20 protein-coding genes and 1 pseudogene are annotated in these 21,204 nt (G+C 69.2%); 10 read left to right on the forward strand and 11 right to left on the reverse strand.

The annotated features are described in order from the left end of the window. The 3 genes from AC1RRS_RS19855 to AC1RRS_RS19865 form a co-directional block, all read right to left on the reverse strand. Positions 1–960, reverse strand: coding sequence for a magnesium transporter CorA family protein (locus tag AC1RRS_RS19855; RefSeq protein ID WP_110122176.1), 960 nt, complete (start codon positions 958–960; stop codon positions 1–3). A gap of 87 nt (positions 961–1,047) precedes the next feature. Next, the gene (locus AC1RRS_RS19860) at positions 1,048–1,734 is read right to left on the reverse strand and encodes a CHAP domain-containing protein (protein ID WP_487292215.1); all 687 of its coding nucleotides are present in this window, start codon (positions 1,732–1,734) and stop codon (positions 1,048–1,050) included. Positions 1,735–1,801: 67 nt separating this feature from the next. Further along, a complete protein-coding gene (locus tag AC1RRS_RS19865; RefSeq protein WP_492856652.1) occupies positions 1,802–2,902 on the reverse strand; it encodes an acyltransferase family protein in 1,101 nt (366 codons plus the stop codon). A gap of 117 nt (positions 2,903–3,019) precedes the next feature. Here AC1RRS_RS19865 and AC1RRS_RS19870 point away from each other — a divergent pair, with 117 nt between their 5' ends. Next, on the forward strand, positions 3,020–3,802 hold the full coding sequence (locus tag AC1RRS_RS19870) for a TerC family protein (RefSeq protein WP_487292213.1): 783 nt from the start codon (positions 3,020–3,022) through the stop codon (positions 3,800–3,802). 171 nt (positions 3,803–3,973) lie between these two features. Here the strand turns inward: AC1RRS_RS19870 and ybaL are convergent, their stop codons facing one another. Then, positions 3,974–5,623, reverse strand: a complete 1,650-nt coding sequence (gene ybaL, locus AC1RRS_RS19875) for a YbaL family putative K(+) efflux transporter (RefSeq protein WP_492856653.1) — start codon at positions 5,621–5,623, stop codon at positions 3,974–3,976. Between the two features lie 71 nt (positions 5,624–5,694). On the opposite strand from ybaL, the gene AC1RRS_RS19880 reads away from it, so the two are divergent. The 6 genes from AC1RRS_RS19880 to AC1RRS_RS19905 all read left to right on the forward strand — a co-directional run bounded on the left by AC1RRS_RS19880 (position 5,695) and on the right by AC1RRS_RS19905 (position 13,376). Further along, the gene (locus AC1RRS_RS19880; protein WP_492856778.1) at positions 5,695–5,970 is read left to right on the forward strand and encodes a helix-turn-helix domain-containing protein; all 276 of its coding nucleotides are present in this window, start codon (positions 5,695–5,697) and stop codon (positions 5,968–5,970) included. Between the two features lie 24 nt (positions 5,971–5,994). Continuing rightward, the gene (locus AC1RRS_RS19885) at positions 5,995–7,773 is read left to right on the forward strand and encodes a cation:proton antiporter domain-containing protein (RefSeq protein WP_492856655.1); all 1,779 of its coding nucleotides are present in this window, start codon (positions 5,995–5,997) and stop codon (positions 7,771–7,773) included. A gap of 341 nt (positions 7,774–8,114) precedes the next feature. Next, positions 8,115–9,326 carry an OmpA family protein gene (locus AC1RRS_RS19890; protein WP_492856656.1) on the forward strand — a complete coding sequence of 404 codons (1,212 nt, stop codon included), beginning with the start codon at positions 8,115–8,117 and terminating at the stop codon, positions 9,324–9,326. Positions 9,327–9,922: 596 nt separating this feature from the next. Further along, complete coding sequence (locus AC1RRS_RS19895) at positions 9,923–11,791, forward strand: ribonucleoside-diphosphate reductase subunit alpha (protein WP_492856657.1); 1,869 nt, start codon at positions 9,923–9,925, stop codon at positions 11,789–11,791. A 168-nt stretch (positions 11,792–11,959) separates the two neighbouring features. Beyond that, positions 11,960–12,934, forward strand: coding sequence for a lipid A-modifier LpxR family protein (locus tag AC1RRS_RS19900; protein ID WP_492856658.1), 975 nt, complete (start codon positions 11,960–11,962; stop codon positions 12,932–12,934). A 118-nt stretch (positions 12,935–13,052) separates the two neighbouring features. Further along, entirely contained in the window at positions 13,053–13,376 is a 324-nt protein-coding gene (locus AC1RRS_RS19905) for a hypothetical protein (protein ID WP_492856659.1), read from the forward strand. A 6-nt stretch (positions 13,377–13,382) separates the two neighbouring features. Here the strand turns inward: AC1RRS_RS19905 and AC1RRS_RS19910 are convergent, their stop codons facing one another. After that, on the reverse strand, positions 13,383–13,859 hold the full coding sequence (locus AC1RRS_RS19910; protein WP_492856661.1) for a copper-binding protein: 477 nt from the start codon (positions 13,857–13,859) through the stop codon (positions 13,383–13,385). Positions 13,860–14,006: 147 nt separating this feature from the next. Here AC1RRS_RS19910 and AC1RRS_RS19915 point away from each other — a divergent pair, with 147 nt between their 5' ends. Beyond that, positions 14,007–14,168, forward strand: coding sequence for a hypothetical protein (locus AC1RRS_RS19915; RefSeq protein ID WP_492856662.1), 162 nt, complete (start codon positions 14,007–14,009; stop codon positions 14,166–14,168). A 61-nt stretch (positions 14,169–14,229) separates the two neighbouring features. Continuing rightward, positions 14,230–14,598 carry a hypothetical protein gene (locus tag AC1RRS_RS19920; protein WP_492856663.1) on the forward strand — a complete coding sequence of 123 codons (369 nt, stop codon included), beginning with the start codon at positions 14,230–14,232 and terminating at the stop codon, positions 14,596–14,598. A 26-nt stretch (positions 14,599–14,624) separates the two neighbouring features. On the opposite strand, the gene AC1RRS_RS19925 is transcribed toward AC1RRS_RS19920, so the two are convergent. The 6 genes and pseudogenes from AC1RRS_RS19925 to AC1RRS_RS19950 form a co-directional block, all read right to left on the reverse strand. Further along, positions 14,625–15,899 carry a patatin-like phospholipase family protein gene (locus AC1RRS_RS19925; protein WP_492856664.1) on the reverse strand — a complete coding sequence of 425 codons (1,275 nt, stop codon included), beginning with the start codon at positions 15,897–15,899 and terminating at the stop codon, positions 14,625–14,627. 5 nt (positions 15,900–15,904) lie between these two features. Continuing rightward, positions 15,905–16,570, reverse strand: a complete 666-nt coding sequence (gene trhA / locus AC1RRS_RS19930; RefSeq protein ID WP_487292002.1) for a PAQR family membrane homeostasis protein TrhA — start codon at positions 16,568–16,570, stop codon at positions 15,905–15,907. A gap of 86 nt (positions 16,571–16,656) precedes the next feature. After that, a complete protein-coding gene (locus AC1RRS_RS19935) occupies positions 16,657–17,424 on the reverse strand; it encodes a sulfite exporter TauE/SafE family protein (protein WP_492856666.1) in 768 nt (255 codons plus the stop codon). 44 nt (positions 17,425–17,468) lie between these two features. After that, positions 17,469–18,503, reverse strand: coding sequence for an aldo/keto reductase (locus AC1RRS_RS19940; protein ID WP_492856667.1), 1,035 nt, complete (start codon positions 18,501–18,503; stop codon positions 17,469–17,471). A 107-nt stretch (positions 18,504–18,610) separates the two neighbouring features. Next, a pseudogene (locus AC1RRS_RS19945) lies at positions 18,611–18,748 on the reverse strand (hypothetical protein); the annotation flags it as partial. 8 nt (positions 18,749–18,756) lie between these two features. Further along, on the reverse strand, positions 18,757–19,923 hold the full coding sequence (locus tag AC1RRS_RS19950; RefSeq protein ID WP_492856669.1) for an MFS transporter: 1,167 nt from the start codon (positions 19,921–19,923) through the stop codon (positions 18,757–18,759). A 99-nt stretch (positions 19,924–20,022) separates the two neighbouring features. On the opposite strand from AC1RRS_RS19950, the gene AC1RRS_RS19955 reads away from it, so the two are divergent. Then, entirely contained in the window at positions 20,023–20,964 is a 942-nt protein-coding gene (locus AC1RRS_RS19955) for a LysR family transcriptional regulator (RefSeq protein WP_492856670.1), read from the forward strand. Positions 20,965–21,204 lie beyond the last annotated feature (240 nt).

Raw genomic sequence — 21,204 nt, forward strand, 5'->3', positions numbered from 1 at the left:
TCACAGCCAGCCTTTTCGGCGGAACCACATCAAGGGAATCAGCGCCGCCGCCAGCATCAGGCCCAGCGCGATCGGATAGCCCTCCAGCCAGCGCAGTTCGGGCATGTGCTCGAAGTTCATGCCGTAGATCCCCGCGATCAGGGTGGGCGGCAGGAACACGGCCGAGAACACCGAGAAGATCTTGAAGATCTGGTTCTGCTCGATGTTGATGAAGCCGAGCGCCGCGTCGAGCAGGAAGGTGATGTTGCCCGACAGGTAGCTGGAATGGTCGGTGATCGAGGTCACGTCGCGCTGCAGCGATTTGAGGTGATCGCGCAGTTCGCGGTCGCCCTCGAACTGCTCGGCCAGGCTGGCGAAGCTGAGCAGGCGGGCGAGACTCACCAGGCTGTCGCGGGCCTTGGCGTTGACGATCTGGGCCCGGCCCAGGCGCTCGAGGATCTTCTCGAAGGCCGCGCCGCGCGGGCGGCCGAAGATCATCCGCGACTGGGTCTCGACCTCGCTGGCGGTGCGCTCGAGGATGTCGGCGGTGCGGTCGATGACGGCGTCGAGCAGGCCAAGGAAGGTCTGCGGGCCGCCGGGGCACAGGCTGGGCTGGCGCTCGGCCTGGGCGGTGAACACCGAGAAGGCGCGCGGCTCGACGTAGCGGATGGTCACCAGCTTGTCGCCGGTCAGCACGAAGGTCACCGGCGCGGCCGTGGGCAGCTCGCCCTCGGCGTTGACCAGGATGGTGGCGGTCATGAAGGTGCCGCCGTCCTCCTGGTAGAGGCGCGAGGAGGCCTCGATCTCGGCCATCTCCTCGCGGGTGGGCAGCAGCAGGCCGATCGACTGCTCGACGGCCACTTCCTCGGCGCGGGTGGGGTCGACGAGCTCGATCCAGACGGCGTCGGACGGCAGGCGCCAGTCGGGCGTATGGCCGCCCGGCTCGAAGCCCGGGGCGCCTTGTCGGAGAACTCTCAGCATGGATCGACCCGGACCTTCACCCCGCGGGTGTGGCCCAGGCGAAGGGTCGCGTCAACGCGCCAGCGCGCGACGCGATGGACCGGGGGATCAGCGCTGTTGTTGAGCGGGCTTGTCGTCGCCTTGGGCGGCGGCGATCAGGGCGGCGATGCGGTCGGTCGAGTCGGCGGCCTGGTTGATCATGTCCAGCGGGTTGGCGCGGACCGACGAGGCGACCTGATTGGCGGCCTGCTTGGCCAGCGACACGGCGGCGTTCTGGGCGAGCGCCAGCTTGCTGGTGGCGGCGGCGATCGTGACCGCCTGCTGGTTCTGGTAGATGAAGCCGTGGGTCGGATAGACCGTGGTGCCCAGATCGCGGATCGGGTCGTACCAGACCTTGACCTGGCTCCAGTCGCCGGCCGCCGACACGTCGACGACGGTGACGTCCTGTTCGACCTGGCCGCGGGCGCCGTTCATGACGGACCAGTTGGCGTGGGTGACCTGGATCACCCGGTCGGTCAGAACCTGCGAAACGAAGGCCACGTGGCCGAGGTTCATGCGGGCGGTGGGCTTGAAGCAGAGGACGGCGCCGGCCTTCGGCGTGAAGCCGGTGTCGTACTTGCCGACCGCCTGGCCCCACCAGGTGCGGGCGTCGCCGAAGATCTGGATGCCCGACATGAGGCGGGCGAAGGGGACGCACTGCCAGTACCCGTCGGCCACGGCGCTCGAGATCGGCGCGAGGCTGACCATGGCCGCAGCGGCCAGGGAACCCCAGAGGGCTCTCTTCCGTTTCGTCATGCTGTGGGTACTCCCCCGCGTCACTGGGTAAGTCGATAACCCTGGGGGAAAAATATGAAAAGAGTGTTTATTGAGCCACAGTGACGGTTGTGGCGGCGCCACTGCGGCGCTTGGCCAAAGACTTCATCAAGTCCCGGGCCGGCTTTTCCACCAGGTGGTACGAGGCCGCGGACAGCAGAATCAAGGCTGCGACGATTAACGCCCAGACCAGAAGCGGCAGTTTGTCGCCATCGATATTCAAGAGCTTGGCCGCGCCGTTGACCGCCAGGATTTTCCACGGAATGCAGATCATGTAAGTCGAGTAGCTGATCTCGCCCAGATACACGAAGATGCTTTGAGTGGCGAAGCTCGAACCGGCCTTGGCCAGGCGCGCCAGCGATAGAATAAAACCGCCCAAAATGGCCACGATCAACGCATCTGGCGCCTGGAGCTGCACTGTAGCGAGCAGAAGCACCCCCGCCACCGCGGCCCCGATTCCCGCTCCGCGCAGGCTGAGCGTCTGGCTCTTCCACAGGGTGTAGAGCGCGCAGCCATAGAAGAAGCAGGGCACGATGCGCAGGGCGCCCCAGCGGATCGTCGCCTCGGTCAGCGGGAAGCCGGCCAGCTTTTCGAAAGCCGGATAGAGCGCCGCGATCACCGCCAGGGCGGCGCCCAGCAGCACCAGCGGCCGCTCGCGCAGCTTCCAGGCGAGATAAGCGAAGGCCGGGAAGCTGAGATAGGCGAACCACTCGGCCGAGATCGACCACGAGGGGTGGTTCCAGCCCGACACCGGCGCGAAGCCCCAGGCCTGGACCATCAAGAGGTTGGCCGGCAGGGCGTCCCAGGCCAGCATGTTCTTGTCGACGGCGATGCCGGCGATCCCGGCGGCGATGGCCATCAGCCCGACGCCGGCCATGGTGAAGAGGTGCAGCGGATAGACCCGCGCCAGCCGGTTCCACAGGAAGCCGCCATAGCCGAACCGGCCCTCGCCGAAAGCCGTCAGATAGACGTGGCAGAGGATGAAGCCGGACAGCACGAAAAAGGCCTCGACGCCCAGGTAGCCCTTGGCCACCACGCCCGGAACCGCGCCCGTGACGGCGAGGTTTGGCCAGTAGTGATACATCACCACCCAGAAGGCGGCGAAGAAACGAAGCGCGGTCAGGGGCTTGATATGGGCGGCGTCGGTCATATCTGCATTTCCAAGTCCCAGTTTCGCCGCATTTCGCCGACCGCCGTTTTGGCGGCCGCGGCGGGGCTCGCGGCGGGCTGGGGCGTGATCAACTTGTCCACAGCCTAGCCAGGACCCATGAACGAACTCCTTCACCTCGCCGCAGACCCGGCCGCATGGGCGGCCCTCGTCACCCTGGTGGTCATGGAAGTCGTCCTCGGGATCGACAACCTGGTCTTCATTTCGATCCTGTCGAACAAGCTGCCGCCCGAGCATCGCCAGCGCGTGCGCCGCATCGGCATCTCGCTGGCGCTGATCATGCGCCTCGTCCTGCTGTCGACCATCGCCTTCATCGTCGGCCTGACCGCTCCGGTCTTCGACCTCGGCATCGTCGGCCCGGTGGGCAGCCACGGCGAGCCGGCCTTCGAGACCGCCTTCTCCTGGCGCGACCTGATCCTGATCGCCGGCGGCCTGTTCCTGATCTGGAAGGCCACCAAGGAGATCCACCACACGGTCGATCCCAAGGAGGAAAGCCACGACGTGCTCGACAAGACGGGGGCTGCGATCTCCAACGTCGGCGCGGCGATCTTCCAGATCATCCTGCTGGACCTGGTGTTCTCGATCGACTCGATCCTGACCGCCGTCGGCATGACCGAGCACCTGGCGATCATGGTCATCGCGGTGATCGCGGCCGTGACCGTGATGCTGCTGGCCGCCGACCCGCTGGGCAACTTCATCAACAACAACCCGACCGTGGTGATGCTGGCCCTGGGCTTCCTGCTGATGATCGGCACCGTGCTGATCGCCGAGGGCTTCGGGGTGCACGTGCCCAAGGGCTACATCTACACCGCCATGGCCTTCTCGGCCGGCGTCGAGGGCCTGAACATGCTCTCGCGCAGGTCGGCGGCGAAGAAGAAGTGATCCTGATCCTTCTCCCCTTGCGGGAGAAGGTGTCGGCGTCAGCCGACGGATGAGGGGTCTCTCAAACGCAAAACGCCGCGACGGCTGAACAGCTGTCGCGGCGTTTCTGTAGGTGCGCCCCCTCACCCGACCTCCTTCGGAGGCCACCCTCTCCCGCAAGGGGAGAGGGGTTTAGTGGGCGGTGGCCGGCGGCGGCTGACGGCGCGGCGCCCGCTGCAGCATCCCCCGGGCGATCTCCTGCTCGCCGATCAGGGCGTCGGTGGCGCCCATCTGGGTCAGCAGGTCGACGTCGGCGTCGGTATAGGCGCGGGCGACGATGCGGGCGTCGGGGTTGGCGGCGCGGGCCTGCTCGATGATCCGCGCGGCTTCGAAGGGGCTGGGCACGGCGACGAAGACGTGGGTGGCCTTGTCCAGGCCCGCCTGCATCAGCACCTCGGGACGCACGGCGTTGCCCTGCACCACCTCGAAGCCGGCCTCGCGCAGTTCGATGGCGCGGTCGCCCTCGTCCTCGATGACGACCAGCGGCGTGCGGTTCTTCAGGCCTTCGGCGACCGCCTTGCCGACCCGGCCGTAGCCGACCAGCACCGCGTGCGGCTGGGCCGCGGCGGCCACCGGCTCGACGGCCTCCTTGACGCTGACCTTGACCATGGCCTTGTCCAGCCAGGCGAACAGCAGCGGGTTGATCAGGATCGACAGGATGGCGCCGGCCAGGATCAGGTCGCGGCCTTCCGCCGGCAGCAGCTTCAGCGACACGCCCAGGCCGGCCAGGATGAACGAGAACTCGCCGATCTGGGCGAGGCTCGCGGAGATGGTCAGGGCCACGCTCTGCGGACGCTTGAAGGCCAGCACCAGGGCGTAGGCGACCAGCGACTTGCCCACCACGATGATCAGCACGGTGGCCAGCACCGCCAGCGGCTCGCGCAGCAGCACCATCGGGTCGAACAGCATGCCGATCGAGACGAAGAACAGCACGGCGAAGGCGTCGCGCAGCGGCAGGGTCTCGTTGGCGGCCTGATGCGACAGCTCGCTCTCGGCCATGATCATGCCGGCGAAGAAGGCGCCGAGCGCGAAGGACACGCCGAACAGGGCGGCCGAGCCGAAGGCCACGCCCAGGCAGATGGCCAGCACCGCCAGGCGGAAGAGCTCGCGCGAGCCGGTGTGGGCGATGCGGTGCAGGATCCAGGGAATGACCCGGCGGCCGACGATCAGCATGAAGGCGACGAAGGCGACGACCTTGCCGATGGTGATGGCGAAGGTCATCAAGAGGCCGCCCGAGGCGTTGGCCGGCGGGGTGCCGCCCATCAGGCCCGACAGGGCCGGCAGCAGCACCAGGGCAAGCACCATGGCCAGGTCCTCGACGATCAGCCAGCCGACGGCGATGCGTCCGCGGTCGGTCTCGATCAGCCGGCGCTCCTGCAGGGCGCGCAGCAGCACCACGGTCGAGGCGACCGACAAAGCCAGGCCGAACACCACGCCCGCGCCCCAGCCCCAGCCCAGCGCGACGGCCAGGCCCACGCCCATGACGGTGGCGGCGGCGATCTGCACGACGGCGCCGGGGATGGCGATCTTGCGCACCGCCATCAGGTCCTTGACCGAGAAGTGCAGGCCGACCCCGAACATCAGCAGGATGACGCCGATCTCGGCCAGCTGCGGAGCGAGCTCCTGGTCGGCGACATAGCCCGGGGTGAAGGGGCCGACGATGACGCCCGCCAGCAGGTAGCCGACCAGCACGGGAAGCTTCAACCGGTTGGCGAGCGCGCCGAAGACGAAGGCCAGGCCAAGCCCCGCGACGATGGTTGCGATCAGCGAGGTGTGGTGCATGAAGCCTCCTTGACGGTCATCTTTTTCGGGCGTACTCAACCAATATGGGTGACAAGCCCGCGAGTTTCCAGATGCCTCACGCAAAAATTCTCCTTCCGGCCCAATGCCGGGGCGCCCGCGGCCTACTCAACTGGTCGCAAGGCGAGCTCGCGGACAAGGCGGGGGTGTCGCGCAGCACGGTCAAGGACTTCGAGACCGAGCGCCACGCCTTGCACCATAGCACCGAGCGGCTTCTCATCGATGCGCTCGAAGAGGGCGGCGCGGTGCTGATCGCGGCGGTCGAGGGCGGCGCGCCGGAAACGAGCGCGTGGGGGCCCGGCGTACGGCTGAAGGCGGCGACTGATTAGGATCGACCAAGGAGGGCAGGGCGCTTGAACCACGAGGTTTCACCGGCGGACTACAAGGATCTGGTCCTGTTCCTGGCCACGGCCGGGATCGTCGCGCCGCTGTTCAAGCGCCTGAAGATCAACCCCATCCTCGGCTTCCTGCTGGCCGGCGTGATCCTGGGGCCGTTCGGCCTGGGTCGGCTGATCGGCATCGCCCCCTGGCTCGACTACGTCACCGTCGACAATCCCGACGAGATCGGCCAGCTGGCCGAGTTCGGCGTCGTCTTCCTGCTGTTCATGATCGGGCTGGAGCTGTCGTGGGAGCGCCTGCGGCTCTTGCGCAAATACGTCTTCGGCCTGGGCGCGGCCCAGGTGGTCGGCTGCTCGCTGGCCCTGGGGGCGGTGGCCATGCTGCTGGGCCAGTCGCCGGTGGCGGCCCTGGCCATCGGCTCGGCCCTGACCCTGTCGTCCACCGCCATCGCCGTGCCGGTGCTGGCGGAGCGCAAGCGGCTGCACGCGGAGGGCGGTCGCGCGACCTTCTCGGTGCTGCTGTTCCAGGACCTGGCGGTGGCGCCGATCCTGATCACCCTGGCGATCCTGGGGCGCGGCCATGGCGAGTTCGACGCTCGCGGCCTCTTGGCCCTGCTGCCGGCGGCTCTCGGCCTGGGGGGCATCGTGCTGGTCGGTCGTCTGGCGCTGCGGCCGATGATGCGCTCGGTCGCCAAGGCCAAGAGCGAAGAGATGTTCATGGCCGCCTGCCTGCTGGTGATCATCGGGGCGGGCCTGGTCAGCGCGCTGTCGGGTCTGTCGATGGCCCTCGGCGCCTTCGTCGCCGGCGTGCTGCTGGCCGAGACCGAGTATCGCCACGAGGTCGAGGTCAAGATCGAGCCCTTCAAGGGCCTTTTGCTGTCTCTGTTCTTCGTGTCGCTGGGCATTCGCCTGGACCTGTCGCTGCTGGTCGCCTCGCCGGTCCTGGTGCTGGGCACGGCCGTCGGCCTGGTGGTGGTGAAGGCGGCCATGGTGTTCGGTCTGGGCAAGCTGTTCGGCCTGTCCAACCGGGCCTCGGCCGAGAGCGCTCTCGCCCTGGCGGCCGGCGGCGAGTTCGCCTTCGTGCTTTTGGCCAACGCCATGGACGCCGAGGTGGTCAGCCCCTCGGTCGGCCAGGCCGTGCTGGTGGCCGCCACCCTGACCATGTTCCTGATCCCGGCCCTGACCGGCATTGGCGCGCGGCTGGGGCGCAAGACCCCGGCCGAGACCTCCGAGACGCCGGAGGGCGTGGACCTGTCGACCGAGGAGCCCAAAGGGCGGGTGCTGGTGGTCGGTTTTGGACGCGTGGGGCGGCTGGTCGGCGACATGCTCGACCGCCACGACCTGCCGTGGATCGCCATCGACCGCGACCCTGGTCTGGTGCAGCAGGGCCGCCGCGCCGGCCACCGCGTCTATTTCGGCGACGCCGCCCGGATCGAGCTGCTCGAGCGCTGCGGCCTCGATCACGCCCGCGCGGTGGTCGTCACTATGGATGCGCCCGAGGCCGCCGAGGCGGTGGTCGCCGCCGCCCGGGGCCATCGTCCCGACCTGACCATCGTCGCCCGCGCTCGCGACGCCCGCCACGCCGCGCGGCTCTATGAACTGGGGGCCACCGACGCCGTTCCGGAGACCATCGAGGCCTCGCTGCAGCTTTCCGAGGCGGTGCTGGTCGATATCGGCGTGCCCATGGGGCTGGTCATCGCCTCGATCCACGAGCGCCGCGACGAATACCGCAAGGTGCTCAACCGGCCTGACGCCCTGGGCGGAAAGCGCAAGCGGCTGCGCGACGCCGGGTGAGGTCCGCCTGCGCCCATCAAGGTCGCAGGTAGCCGGACACCATGTGGAAAACTTGGCCATTACGGCCATTTTTCCGCCTCTAGAACCTGCACGACGCTACGGAAGGCCTTGCGCGGACGCGCTTTGCGTGCGAACCGAGAGGGGAGCGGACGCCTTCGGGAAACCCCGGTCGCCAGATTCGGCGAGCGGGTTTCACAGGGCGACCGTGAGGTGTCGCGGGGGGCTTTCCGCCTCGGTGAAACTTTGGACGGTGTTGCCGAGCCGACACTTTCGCGGAACGTGCGCCTTGGTATAACGATGCTCGGCCGTTGGGCCGAGCAGGGCAATAGAGGGCTCTTGATATGAAACTCAAACTCCTGGCGGGAGCCGCCCTGGCCGCGGTGTTCGCCGCGTCGGGCGCTTCGGCCCAAGAGACCGGCTGGTACGGCGCGGTCGACCTCGGCTACCACTGGCCGAACGAAGTCACCAGCGAGTCGGATGGCAACGCTCCGGACGGCGCTCACTATCACTGGACCTGGAACACCGACTCCGATTGGACCGGTTTCGTGCGTCTGGGCTACCAGTTCACCCCGAACTGGCGCGCTGAACTCGAAGGCGGCTACCGTCCGGGCGACCTGAAGAGCGTCCGCGGCAACCCCGTCCGTCAGCAGCCGATCGGTCTCTGCACCCCCGGCGTGACCCGTACGACCGCGGCTCCGCGCTGCGGCGGTCCGGAAGGCTCGATCGAGTCCTGGTCGCTGATGTTCAACGTCCTGTACGACTTCGCGCCGGACGCCAAGATCAACCCGTTCCTGGGCGCCGGTCTCGGCGTCAACCGCCTGGACGTCCAGACCCTGGGTCAGTTCAGCGGCGTCTCGGGCGCGATCACGACCGCCAACCCGGCGATCCAGAACCTGACCGTCGACGACGACGACATCGCGATCGCCTGGCAGGGCATCGCCGGTCTGGCCTGGAAGGCGACCGACAAGCTGAAGCTCGACGTCACCTACCGCTACTTCGCCACCGACGACCACAGCTGGCAGTCGAAGGGTTCGGCCGCTCTGCAGCCGGGCACGTTCGAAGGTCAGTACAGCGACCAGTCGCTGACGGTCGGCCTGCGGTACTCGTTCGCGGCTCCGCCGCCCCCGCCGCCGCCCCCGCCGCCGCCGCCTCCCCCGCCGCCGCCGCCTCCGCCGCCTCCGCCCCCGCCGCCTCCCCCGCCGCCTCCGCCGGCGTTCGAAGCGCGCGAATTCATCGTCTACTTCCCGTTCGATCAGTACGTGCTGACGCCGGAAGCCCAGTCGGTGGTTTCGGAAGCCGCGAAGTACGCCAACGACGGCAAGGCCACCAAGATCGTGGTCGTCGGTCACACCGACACCTCGGGCTCGCCGAAGTACAACGTCCGCCTGTCGGAACGTCGTGCGAAGGCCGTGGCCGACGCTCTGGTCGGTCTGGGCGTCGCCCAATCGACCCTCGGCGTCGACTGGAAGGGTGAAAGCGCCCCGGCCGTCGCCACCGGCGACGGCGTGAAGGAACCGCTGAACCGTCGTTCGACGATCTCGATCAACTTCTAAGATCGGATCCCGGACGGAGGCTCTTGGCTTCCCGACGAAATGCGAAGGCCCCGGAGGAAACTCCGGGGCCTTTTGCTGTCTGGCCTTCTCCCCTTGCGGGAGAGGGGGGGCTATTCTCCCTTCCCCCTTGATGGGGGAAGGGTCGGGGATGGGGGTGACCTGCTGAGCCGGCCGTGGCGCCAGGCGCTCGCCGCCGCATCACCCCCACCCAACCCTCCCCCATCAAGGGGGAGGGCTTTCCTGTTGATCCCGCCCCACATATCCCCGCTCTTTTTTGCTCCGAACCCTTCCGAAGAATCCGGAATCGTCGGTTGGCCGACCCCTCCGGTCGCGGAGCTTCGTTAACGCTGCTGCGGCGCTTCGCCGCGCCGAAAAATTCTCATGTGGGCAACCCCTTGATACGCACGGGGAACCTCCAGGCGTTCACAGCTTGTTAACGAAAAACTCGCCTCGGAAGCGTTCCGACCCGTTGACGAAGAGGCGGGGTCTGTGGCCCCATATATGGGCTCTGGGGGCGCAACGCCCACTATATCTAGCGGCTTCGCCGGAAGCGGACGGCTTCTCGCAAGCGCATGGTAAATGGACGGGTTCTGCACATGACCGCTGGTGAAGCGACCAAGATTCAAGCTGCCGCGCGCCCTGCGTCGGCCTTCAAGGAACGTCCGGCCCTGGCGCTGGTGCGCAAGGTCGAGGTCGATCGTTCGCGCGACGCCCTGCTGACCGATTTCGGCAAGACCACGCTGGAAGATCGCTATCTGCTGCCGGGCGAGTCCTACCAGGACATGTTCGCGCGCGTCTCGACGGCCTTCGCCGACGACGCCGACCACGCCCAGCGCGTCTACGACTATATGAGCCGCCTGTGGTTCATGCCGGCCACCCCGGTGCTCAGCAACGGCGGCGCCGATCGCGGCCTGCCGATCAGCTGCTTCCTCAACGCCGTCAACGACAGCCTCGACGGCATCCTGGGCGTCTGGAACGAGAACGTCTGGCTGGCGGCCAACGGCGGCGGCATCGGCACCTACTGGGGCGGCGTCCGTTCGATTGGCGAGAAGGTCAAGGGCCAGGGCCAGACCTCGGGCATCATCCCCTTCATCCGCGTGATGGACTCGCTGACCCTGGCGATCTCGCAGGGCTCGCTGCGCCGCGGCTCGGCCGCCGTCTATCTCGACATCCACCACCCGGAAATCGAAGAGTTCCTGGAAATCCGCAAGGCCTCGGGCGACTTCAACCGCAAGTCCCTGAACCTGCACCACGGCATCTCGATCACCGACGAGTTCATGCACGCCGTGCGTGACGGCCTGAAGTTCGGCCTGCGCTCGCCCAAGACCGGCGAAGTGCTGCGCGAAGTCGAGGCCCGCGGCCTGTGGCAGAAGATCCTGGATCTGCGCATGCAGACCGGCGAGCCCTACCTGATCTTCTCCGACACCGTGAACCGCGCCATGCCGTCGTTCCAGCGCGAGCTGGGCCTGAAGGTGCGCCAGTCGAACCTGTGCAGCGAGATCATGCTGCACACCGGCACCGACCACCTGGGCAAGGAGCGCACCGCGGTCTGCTGCCTGTCGAGCGTCAACGCCGAGACGTTCCTGGAGTGGCGCGACCACCCGACCTTCATCGAGGACGTCATGCGCTTCCTCGACAACGTCCTGCAGGACTTCATCGATCGCGCCCCGGACGCGGCCTCGACCGCCGCCTACGCCGCCATGCGCGAGCGTTCGGTGGGCCTGGGCCTGATGGGCTTCCACAGCTTCCTGCAAAGCCAGAACGTGCCGTTCGAAAGCGCCCTGGCCAAGAGCTGGAACATGCGGATGTTCAAGCACCTGCGCCGCGAGGCCGACAAGGCCTCGATCGCCCTGGGCGAAGAGAAGGGCCCGTGCCCGGACGCCGCCGATCGCGGCTCCAAGGAGCGCTTCTCGCACAAGCTGGCCATCGCCCCGACCGCCTCGATCTCGATCATCTGCGGCGGCACCAGCGCCGGCATCGAGCCGATCCCGGCCAACATCTACACCCACAAGACCCTGTCGGGCTCGTTCGCGGTGAAGAACCCCTATCTGGAGAAGCTGCTCGAGGAGAAGGGCCAGAACACCGACCTGGTGTGGGGTTCGATCCTGGAAAACGAAGGCTCGGTCCAGCACCTGGAGTTCCTCAGCCAGGACGAGAAGGACGTCTACAAGACCGCCTTCGAACTGGACCAGCGCTGGGTGGTCGAACTGGCCGCCGACCGCACGCCGGAAATCTGCCAGAGCCAGTCGGTGAACATCTTCCTGCCCGGCGACGTCGACAAGTGGGACCTGCACATGCTGCACTGGCAGGCCTGGGAGCGGGGCGTCAAAAGCCTCTACTACCTGCGCTCCAAGTCGGTTCAGCGCGCGGCCTACGCCGGCGCCGACGGCAAGGCCGAGGCGGGTGAGGGCGGCTTCGACGTCGCGGAAAAGACCGACTACGAAGAGTGCCTCGCCTGCCAGTAAAGCGAGCGTAAAAGCGACAATCAACCACAGCGGCGCGACATATCGCGCCGCTGTTTTTCTGTGCGGAACCAATACAGTCACTGACTGTTCACCGAACGCCGGGTTTTCCCGGTGGACGTATCCGAAATGCCGGATACGGTGGGCAGGATTGGGATTGGGGAATCCGCAATGCGTATCGTTTGCGTGACGATCGCGACGTGCTGCGGCGCCATGCTGGCGCTCGCGGGCGCGCAGGCTGACGCCGCTGTCCGCAAGGGCAAGCGGGCCAAGCCCGCGCCCGCCGCCGCGCCGTCGCTCAGCCCGACCCTTCAGAAGCTTGATCTTGCACGGCGGGCTCCGGCCCAGCCCTCGGCGGCCGCCTTCGTCGCGCGCCCCGTCGACACCCGCGCCACGGAAGCCGAGGGCGAGGCCTTCGCCGTTTCGCCGGCCGGTCTCTATGGCGACGCCAACCTGCTGGACGCCGACCGCTATTACGACGAGCGCGGGCCCGTCAGCTGGCGCTCGAGCAGCGTCGTGGTCGGCGACAACGGCCATGCCGTGGACTCGGTTCGGGTCTCGGTGGCCAGCTCCTCGCGCCTGGCCCAGAGCGCGCCGCTCAGCCTGGTGCGCCCGGGCGCGGCCAATTTCGACGCCGACACCGTCGACGTCAGCGTTTCGCGCGGCTGGCCGGCGGCGGCCAAGTTCGGGGCCGGCAAGCTGTCGGTCGACTTCACCCCGCATGCGGGCCTGGGCTTCGGCGGGGCCGGCGGCTCGGCCGAACTCGGCGGCATGGTCCGCATCGGCAAGAGCAGCGGCAAGAGCGTCGAGGACCGCGTCATCGACGGCCTGGGCGTGCGCGACGGCCGCGAGACCTTCGGCGACCGCGGACGCTGGTACCTGTTCGCCGGGGCCAGCGGCCAGCTGGTCGGCATGAACCTGCTGCGCGGCCAGGACGGCGACTGGAGCCGGGCCGGCATCACCGCCGACACCACCAGCAAGCTGATCGGCGACGCCCAGGCCGGGGTCGGCTGGCGGCGCGGTGCCATGCAGGCCTCGGTCGGCTACATCCGCCGCGAGATCAAGGCCAAGGACCAGATCATGGGCATGGCCACCCAGGAAGACTCGGTCGTGGCCCTGTCGTTCAGCCTCAAGCCGGAGTGGTGAGCGGGGCCTTCGATGCTCCCTTGGGCCCCCTTTGGGCCCCCTCAGGCGTGCGAACCCTTGAGTTTCCGGCCGCGATCATGCAGCTAGCGACCATCCTTCCGTAAAGTCGTCGAGCGTCATGAGCGATAGCGAGCCCCCGCGCCGCAAAATCCTGAGCCTGAAGAGCGGTGTCGCCGCGCCTGGCGGTCCGCCGCCGCTCGAGCGCCTGCAGAAGACGGCCCGGGTGGTGACGCCCGAACCGGCCGCGCCTCCGCCGCCGCAAGTCGGCGACTGGAAGTGCAAGCCCTGCGGCACCCGCTTCGACCCGCCGGCCGAGCTGACCGACGAGGATCACGTGCGCTGCCCGTCGTGCAACGCCCGCCTGGGCGTGGCCGCCGACTTCCGCGCTGATCCGCCCCGCGTCGAGAAGACCCGCGCGCGCTACCTCAAGAAGGCCGGCTGACGAGTTTCAGCGCGGCGGCGGCGGACGATCCGAACCGTCGCCCGGAGGCGGGCCGCCCGGCTTGCCGTCAGGTCCACCAGGGGGCGGACCGCCGGGACCCGGACCGCCTTCCGGCGGCGGGCCATCCGGCAGGAACGCCGAGATGCGGTGATTGCTGAGGGTGAAGCGAACCTTCTGACCCACCGCCACTTCGCCCAGCATGCCCGGCTTGACCGTGGCGAAGGGCATGGTCCCCGCCGGCCAGTTCAGCGGCTCTGACGCCGCGTAGGCGATCGTCACCCGATCGGCGGCTGGATCAACGGCCAGCACCACGCCGGTGATCACCACCTTGTCGAGATCCGTCTGCTTGATCCCGCCGCCCGGTCCGCCGGGGCCGCCGCCTCCGGGAGGCGGACCGCCGCGACCGCCGCCGGGCGGCTGGGCGTGAGCCGCCGAGACGGCGAGCAGGGCGACGGCGAGGGCGGGAAGGATGAGCTTGCGCATGACCGGACGGGAACGTTGATGTCCGCGCCTGCCTAGCCGGTGAGTGCTGCGGGAAGACTGCGTTCGGTTTCCGGCCTGCAATGCAGGCGAGGGGCGGGCGAGGAGGAGGCCGTAGCGCCGAGGCGTGACGACGGCTAGGGTCGTCGGATGAGCAAGCCGCCTTCAGAGCCGGAACATCCCAAGCCCGTCGTCATCGCGATAGGCGCCAATGGCGCCGTGACCGCCACGGTGGACGGCGAACCCGTCGATCCCGATCAGCTCATGGCCGAACTGACCGCCGCGCCGCCACAAGCCGACAACGACGCCTAGGGTCGTACGGACAGCCGACGCCCTGCTTCCGGAAGCCGGTGACGCGCGCTAGCGTCTCGGCATGAAGCACTCGGTCCTGGTCGCGTTCCTGGAAGGGGAACTGTCACCTCTGCGGTTTTCCACGGAGATCGCCCCCGAGGTGGACGCGTGTCTCGCCGCCATCGAGGCCACGGGGCGGGGGCGCATCGTCATCGAGCCTGGTCCCGAAACCGTGCTCACGCGCGCCCATGCCCGGCGTCTCCTGCAGGCGCTATCCGATGGCTCGCTCTCATACCGGGCTGCGAGCTACGTGGCCGATTGCATCATCATGGGTCATGACTTCGACGCCGGCGACGACGACGCCGTGCTCGAGGCCATCCATTTCGCGGCTGACGACTACGCGCCTCCGACCGAGGATGAGATCCGAAGCGCGCTCGAGCGCCTGGGCTAGGGCGCGCCGCCCTCAGCCCTCAGCCCTCAGGCCTCGGTCCCGGGATCCAGGCTGATCGCGCCGGGCTCGGGCTTGGGCCGGCCGCCGGGGCGGCGGAAGAGGCCGCGCCAGCCGGTGGGCTCCAGGGCCGGGCTGGTCCAGACCTTGTCGTCGGCCGCCAGGGCCTCGGCCTTGTCGTAGATCTTGCGCATGGTCACGGTGTCGAACCGCAGCATGTTGAAGCCGTCGAAGTCGCCCGGGATCGAGGCCACGCTGAGCGGCAGGTTGTGGCGCGTGCAGAAGCCTTCGGCCAGGCTCAGCGCCTGGCGATATGAGAACCGCAGCATGGTCTCGAAGCTGCGGCCCATGATCGAGGCCACGCCCGGCGGGGTCGAGCGCACCGACGGGTCCAGCACCGTGTTGACGATGACGTAGACCCGGCCCCGGCGCACGCGCGAGCCGAGGTTGCGCCAGTGCAGCAGGGCGTCGGGCATCAGGAACAGCGGCGCGGCCACGCCGCCGTCGACATGCATCTCCTGACGCCGCTCGCCGTCGCACTCGACGTCGAACAGCTTGGGCGGGAAGAGGCCGGGCACCGAGGCCGAGGCCACCAGGATCTCGCGGAACAGCTTCACCGCCTCGGGGCCGCCGCGCGTGGCGATCGCGCCCATGTCCCAGATCGTGGCCCGCTGGTTGTCGAGATTGGTGGTGGCGATCAGCAGGCGCCGACCCTTCGCGTGCTCGACGGCGACGGCCTCGATCAGGGTCTCGTCGACGAAGGGCTCGACCAGGGCGTCCAGGCTCTCGCCCTTGAAGATGCTGGGGCCCAGCGCGGGAGCCAGGCGGCGCAGGCTGAGCAGTTCGGCCGCGTGGCCGCCCAGATAGGCGTCGGTCAGGCGGTCGTCCCAGTCCGGGCCGAGAAAGGCCAGGGGGGCGATCAGGGCCCCGGTCGAGACGCCGGTGACGATGGCGAAGTGAGGCCGCCGGCCGGCCTTGGACAGGCCCGTCAGCACGCCCGCGCCATAGGCGCCGCCGGCCGCCCCGCCCGACAGGGCCAGGATGTTGAACTCGTCCATGCCGATCAGCGAGCGCACCGGCGCCAGGCGGTCGGCGGCGGCCTTCAGCGCGTCCTCGGCCTGCTCGATCGACAGGCGCACGCCCGGAAAGCCGACGGCCTCGGCGTGGGCGCTCGCCAGCGGCGCGGGCAGGCGCTTGCCGCGCAGGGGATCGGGGCCGCGCCAGTCGCGCAGCAGGCTCTGGATGGTGATCCGGGTCTCGGTTCCGGTCGGCTCGTTCCCGTGCGGTGCTCCGTCGCGGGCCATGCGGATCAGGCCCGGGCGCCGGCCAGGACGACTCCGACCAGCACGGCCGCGTAGTGCAGGCCCGCGCCGCCGATCACGTGGCCGTGCCAGATGGCGCGGCGGAACTTCAGCCGGCGCATCAGGTAGAACACCGTGCCGGTGGAATAGACGATGCCGCCGATGGCCAGCAGCAGCAGGGCCACCCATGACAGGCCCTCGATCATCGGCTTGATGGCCACCAGCACCAGCCAGCCCATCGCCATGTAGAGGCCGACCCAGAAGCGCTTGTCGAGGCCCGGCAGGAACAGCTTGGCCAGCACGCCGAGGCCAGCGATGCCCCAGACGGCGGCGGTCATGCCGATGGCCCACCAGCCGGTCAGGTTCTGGGTGGTGAAGGGGGTGTAGGAGGCGGCGATCATGATGAAGATGCCAGCGTGGTCGAAGCGGCGCAGCAGCGGCTGCCAGCGCGCCTTGGAGAAGTTGTAGGCGGTCGACAGCGACAGCATGGTCACCATGCCCACCGTATAGACCCCGATGGCCGCCATCTGGCTCAGCGAGCCCAGGCCGAAGGCCAGGCCCAGCAGGATGCCGCCGCCCAGCAGGGCGCAGGCGAGGCCCGCCAGGTGCACGATCAGGTCGGCCAGCTTCGCGCCCGACGTAGGATAGTGCTTGGTGAAGTCTGAGATCGTCATGGCCCGCCCAGCCTAGTCGAATTGGGTGACGTATAAACGCCGATCATCATGGCGCCGAAAGGGCATATCGCAAGCGCGACCGTTCATCACATCAGCCCCATCAATCCGTCCCAGGCCAGCTTGGTTCCGACCAGGATCAGCAGGACGTAGATCACCTTGTAGAAGCCCTCGGCCGGCACGCGGCGCACCAGCCAGACGCCGGCCCAGGTGGAAGCCAGGGCCAGGGGCGTCAGCACGGCCACGGCGGTCAGCACGCTGGGCGTGAACTGGCCGAGAGCCAGGTAGGCCGGCATCTTCATCCAGTTGACGATGGCGAAGAAGATCGCGCTGGTGCCGACGAAGACGTCGCGCGGCAGGCGGCGCGGCAGCACGTAGATCTGGAACGGCGGGCCGCCGGCGTGGGAAATCTGGCTGGTGAAGCCCGAGGCCATGCCGCACAGGACGCCCAGCCACGGCCGGCCCGGTCCGGCCTCGACGGCGGCGGCCGCCTTGACCGCCCGCTCGGCCCACAGGCGCTGGGCGGCGAACAGCACCGAGACCAGCCCGACCGCCAGCTCCACGGCCGACGACGACACCAGCGCCGCCAGGGCCCAGCCCAGGAAGATGCCGACCGCGGCCGGCGGGACCATCAGGATCAGCAGGCCCTTGTCCCAGGTCTTGCGATAGGACCAGACGCCGACGACGTCCTGCAGGATCAAGAGCGGCAGCAGGATCGCCGCGGCCTTCACCGGCCCGACCGCCAGGGCCAGCAGGGGCGTGGCCACCACCCCGATCCCCGCGAACCCGCCCTTGGCCAGGCCCACCAGGATCACGGCGGGAACGGCGACGGCGTAGAAGAAGGGATCGGTGAGCATGGCCGGGGCTTAGCAGGCGGCGGGCGGACGGGCCATGGGGCGCGCTACACCAGCGGCGGGTTCACCTGCCGGAAGCCGCCTTCGCGCCAGTAGGGGTAGTAGGGATAGGCCGGGGTGACCGCGCTGGCGGCGTCCAGCGCCGCGACCTGTTCGGGGCTCAGGCTCCAGCCCACGGCGCCGAGGTTCTGGCGCAGCTGCTCCTCGGTGCGGGCGCCGATGATCACGCTGGAGACTGTGGGGCGACGCAGCAGCCAGTTGATGGCGATCTGCGGCACGGTCCTGCCGGTCTCGGCGGCGATGGCGTCCAGGGCGTCGACGATGCGGTAGAGGCGCTCGTCGTCGACCGGCGGGCCGGCGTCGGCGGTCTGGTGCAGGCGGCTGGTCTCGGGCAGCGGCTGGCCGCGGCGGATCTTGCCCGTCAGGCGGCCCCAGCCCAGCGGGCTCCAGACCATGGCGCCGACGCCCTGGTCGGCGGCCAGCGGCATCAGCTCCCACTCGTAGTCGCGGCCGGCCAGCGAGTAATAGGCCTGGTGGGTGACATAGCGCGGCCAGCCGTGGCGGTCGGCGGCGGCCAGCGACTTCATCAGCTCCCAGCCGGCGAAGTTGGAGGCGCCGACATAGAGCACCTTGCCGGCGCGGACGAGGTCGTCGAGGGCCGACAGAGTCTCCTCCACCGGCGTCGTCCCGTCGAAGGCGTGCAGTTGCAGCAGATCGATGCGGTCGGTCTTCAGCCGCTTCAGCGCCGCCTCGACCCCGCGCACCAGCCGCAGGCGCGAAGCCCCGGCGTCGAGCGGTCCGTCGCCCATCGGCAGGCCGAGCTTGGTGGAGATCAGCGCCTCGTCGCGGCGGCCGGCCAGGGCCTCGCCGAGGATCTCCTCGGAGGCGCCGTTCGAATAGACGTCGGCGGTGTCGAACAGGGTGACGCCGGCCTCCAGGCAGATGTCGATCAGCCGCCGGGCCTCCTCGACGCGGGTGTCGCCCCAGGCGCTGAACAGCGGCCCCTGGCCGCCGAACGTGCCGGCGCCAAAGCTGAGGGCGGGGACCTTGAGGCCGGACCGGCCGAGCGTGCGGTATTCCATGGGAAGTCTCCTGAGGAAGACGGGGGAAGGGATCCCGGCCGGTCGGCGATAGCGCTCCCGGAGAAGCGGTTCTTGCTCGATCCGACTTTCGGCTTTGGGGCGACTAGCTCCTCCCTCGCGAAGCGGGGGAGGTGGCGCGGTGCGGATACGCGCCGTGACGGAGGGGGCGAGTGACGGAGCTCGGCGCCCAGTCACGCCCCCTCCACCACTTCGTGGTCCCCCTCCCCCGTTTCACGGGGGAGGAGATTGGGCGCTACGCCGCCGCCAGTTTCTCGCGGCGCTCCAGGCCAAGGCTCAGAGCGGCCAGGGCCAGGGCGGCCATCGGCACCAGGGCCGCGATCGGGGCGATGGCGGCCAGGCCCGCGCCGTGGGCGATCACCGCGCCGCCCAGGGCCGCGCCGATGGCGTTGCCGAGGTTGAAGGCGGCGATGTTGAGGCTCGAGGCCAGGCCCTGGCCCGCGCCGCCGGCCTGGCTCAGCACCCGCATCTGCAAGGGCGCGACGGTGGCGAAGGCGGCCGCGCCCAGCAGGAAGGCGGCCAGCACGGCGCCGACCTTGTCGTGGAACGCCCAGCCCGAGGCCAGCATGACCACGGTCAGGACGGCGATGCTCCCGGCCAGGGCCGCGTTGAGGTTCCTGTCGGCCCAGCGGCCGCCCAGCAGGTTGCCGGCCACCAGGCCCGCGCCGAACACCAGCAGGATCGGCGACACCGCGGCCTCCGAGAATCCGGCGAGCTGCGTCAGGATCGGCTGGATGTAGGTGAACACCGCGAACACCCCGCCAAAGCCCAGCACGGTCATCACCAGGCCTAGCTGCACCTGCGGACGGGCCAGCACGGCGAACTCTTCCTTGAGGGGCGCGGGCTCGGCGGCCTTGTCGCCCTTGGGGACCAGCAGGGCCAGGATCACGAGCGCCAGGGCGCCGATGGCGGCCACCGCCCAGAAGGTCGAGCGCCAGCCGAAGGCCAGGCCTAGCCACGCCCCGAACGGCACGCCCAGCAGGGTGGCCAGGGTCAGGCCGGTGAACATGATGGCGATGGCCGAGGCCTTGCGCTCGGGCGCCACGAGCGAGACGGCGACCAGCGAGCCGACGCCGAAGAAGGTGCCGTGGGCCAGGGCCGTGACGATCCGCGCGCCCATCAGCAGGGCGAAGTTCGGCGCCAGGGCGGCGGCCAGGTTGCCCAGGGTGAAGATGGCCATCAGGGCCAGCAGCGTGGTCTTGGGCGGCAGGCGGCGGGTGGCCAGGGTCAGGATCGGCGCGCCGACGAAGACGCCCAGGGCGTAGCCGGTGGTCAGCCAGCCGGCCGTGGGGATCGAGACGCCGAGATCGGCCGAGACCTGCAACAGCAGGCCCATGATGACGAACTCGGTGACGCCGATGCCGAAGGCGCCGACGGTCAGGGCATAGAGGGCGAGGGGCATGACGGCCGGCTCCGGTGAATGTGCGGACCGTCAGATAGCGCTGGCGCCTTCGATGAATTAGATTGCCGGAAGGATCATCACTTGTGAATTGAAGGCGCGATGGCGCGGCAGGAAATCAATCGCACCGCCGAGATGGAGGTCTTCGTCCGGGTGGTGGAGCAGGGCGGCTTCTCGGCCGCGGCGCGCTCGCTCCGGATGACCCCGTCGGCGGTCAGCAAGCTGGTGGCCCGGCTGGAGGCGCGGCTGGGCGCGCGGCTGGTCAACCGCTCGACCCGCAAGCTGATCCTCACCGCCGAGGGCCAGACCTTTCACGAGCACTCGCTGCGGGTGCTGGCCGACCTCGACGAGGCCGAGCGCGCCGTGGCCGCCAGCGCCGCCCCGCGCGGCCGGGTGCGGGTCAATTCCAGCGTGCCGTTCGGCCAGCACTATCTGCTGCCCCTGGCCCCGAGGTTCCTGGCCGCCCACCCCGACATCCAGCTCGACATCACCGTCACCGACCAGGTGATCGACCTGATGGACGAGCGGGCCGACGTCGCCATCCGCGTGGGTCCGATGCGGGCCTCGCAGCTGATGGCCCGCAAGATCGCCCAGAGCCGCATGGTGCTGGTCGCCTCGCCGGCCTATCTGGCGGGCGCCGGGACGCCGGCCCATCCCGACGATCTGCCCCGCCACGAGCTGATCACCTTCAACTTCGCCCGCCACTGCGACTCCTGGCCGTTCCTGATCGACGGCGAGGGCGTCTTCCGACCGGTCCACGGCCGCGCCGAGGTCGGCGACGGCGAGAGCGCCCGCGTGCTGGCCCTGGCCGGCCAGGGGATCGCGCGGCTGTCGGTGCTGCACGTCGGTCCCGACATCGCCGCCGGACGGCTGGTCCCGGTGCTGGAAGCCTTCAATCCCGGCGACATCGAGCTGATCCACGCCGTCTATGTCGGCCACGGCGGCCAGCTGCCGGCCCGGGTGCGGGCGTTCATCGACTGGCTGGCGGGCGAGGTGACCGTGGGCAAGGGCGAGCCGGCGGCGCTGGCGCAGTTCGCTCCATAGACCCCTCTCTCTGTGAGAGAGGGAGGGGCCCGCCGCGCAGCGGTGGAAGGGTGAGAGGTAACAAACTCTCCGAACCTGGCGCGAGACTGAATACACCCGCCTCCCCAGGCCTCGTGCCTGGGGTCCAGGGTTCCGTCGCCGAGATCGTCGACCTGCTCACGACCAGGTTGGCGACGCCCAGGCTGGGGGCGCCGAGTCTGGCCGGACCATGGGTCCTCGCCACAGGGGCGAGGAAGACGG

It is taken from the genome of Caulobacter sp. GW821-FHT12A07, assembly GCF_058807655.1.

Bases quoted from the DNA above. Each gene is read 5' to 3' on its own strand.
- AC1RRS_RS19880 (WP_492856778.1), top strand. From the start codon at position 5,695: ATGCCTCACGCAAAAATTCTCCTTCCGGCCCAATGCCGGGGCGCCCGC.
- AC1RRS_RS19865 (WP_492856652.1), bottom strand. From the start codon at position 2,902: ATGACCGACGCCGCCCATATCAAGCCCCTGACCGCGCTTCGTTTCTTC.
- AC1RRS_RS19920 (WP_492856663.1), top strand. From the start codon at position 14,230: ATGAAGCACTCGGTCCTGGTCGCGTTCCTGGAAGGGGAACTGTCACCT.
- AC1RRS_RS19925 (WP_492856664.1), bottom strand. From the start codon at position 15,899: ATGGCCCGCGACGGAGCACCGCACGGGAACGAGCCGACCGGAACCGAG.
- AC1RRS_RS19915 (WP_492856662.1), top strand. From the start codon at position 14,007: ATGAGCAAGCCGCCTTCAGAGCCGGAACATCCCAAGCCCGTCGTCATC.
- AC1RRS_RS19890 (WP_492856656.1), top strand. From the start codon at position 8,115: ATGAAACTCAAACTCCTGGCGGGAGCCGCCCTGGCCGCGGTGTTCGCC.
- trhA (WP_487292002.1), bottom strand. From the start codon at position 16,570: ATGACGATCTCAGACTTCACCAAGCACTATCCTACGTCGGGCGCGAAG.
- AC1RRS_RS19950 (WP_492856669.1), bottom strand. From the start codon at position 19,923: ATGCCCCTCGCCCTCTATGCCCTGACCGTCGGCGCCTTCGGCATCGGC.
- AC1RRS_RS19910 (WP_492856661.1), bottom strand. From the start codon at position 13,859: ATGCGCAAGCTCATCCTTCCCGCCCTCGCCGTCGCCCTGCTCGCCGTC.
- AC1RRS_RS19860 (WP_487292215.1), bottom strand. From the start codon at position 1,734: ATGACGAAACGGAAGAGAGCCCTCTGGGGTTCCCTGGCCGCTGCGGCC.
- ybaL (WP_492856653.1), bottom strand. From the start codon at position 5,623: ATGCACCACACCTCGCTGATCGCAACCATCGTCGCGGGGCTTGGCCTG.
- AC1RRS_RS19940 (WP_492856667.1), bottom strand. From the start codon at position 18,503: ATGGAATACCGCACGCTCGGCCGGTCCGGCCTCAAGGTCCCCGCCCTC.
- AC1RRS_RS19855 (WP_110122176.1), bottom strand. From the start codon at position 960: ATGCTGAGAGTTCTCCGACAAGGCGCCCCGGGCTTCGAGCCGGGCGGC.
- AC1RRS_RS19905 (WP_492856659.1), top strand. From the start codon at position 13,053: ATGAGCGATAGCGAGCCCCCGCGCCGCAAAATCCTGAGCCTGAAGAGC.
- AC1RRS_RS19955 (WP_492856670.1), top strand. From the start codon at position 20,023: ATGGCGCGGCAGGAAATCAATCGCACCGCCGAGATGGAGGTCTTCGTC.
- AC1RRS_RS19900 (WP_492856658.1), top strand. From the start codon at position 11,960: ATGCGTATCGTTTGCGTGACGATCGCGACGTGCTGCGGCGCCATGCTG.
- AC1RRS_RS19895 (WP_492856657.1), top strand. From the start codon at position 9,923: ATGACCGCTGGTGAAGCGACCAAGATTCAAGCTGCCGCGCGCCCTGCG.
- AC1RRS_RS19935 (WP_492856666.1), bottom strand. From the start codon at position 17,424: ATGCTCACCGATCCCTTCTTCTACGCCGTCGCCGTTCCCGCCGTGATC.
- AC1RRS_RS19870 (WP_487292213.1), top strand. From the start codon at position 3,020: ATGAACGAACTCCTTCACCTCGCCGCAGACCCGGCCGCATGGGCGGCC.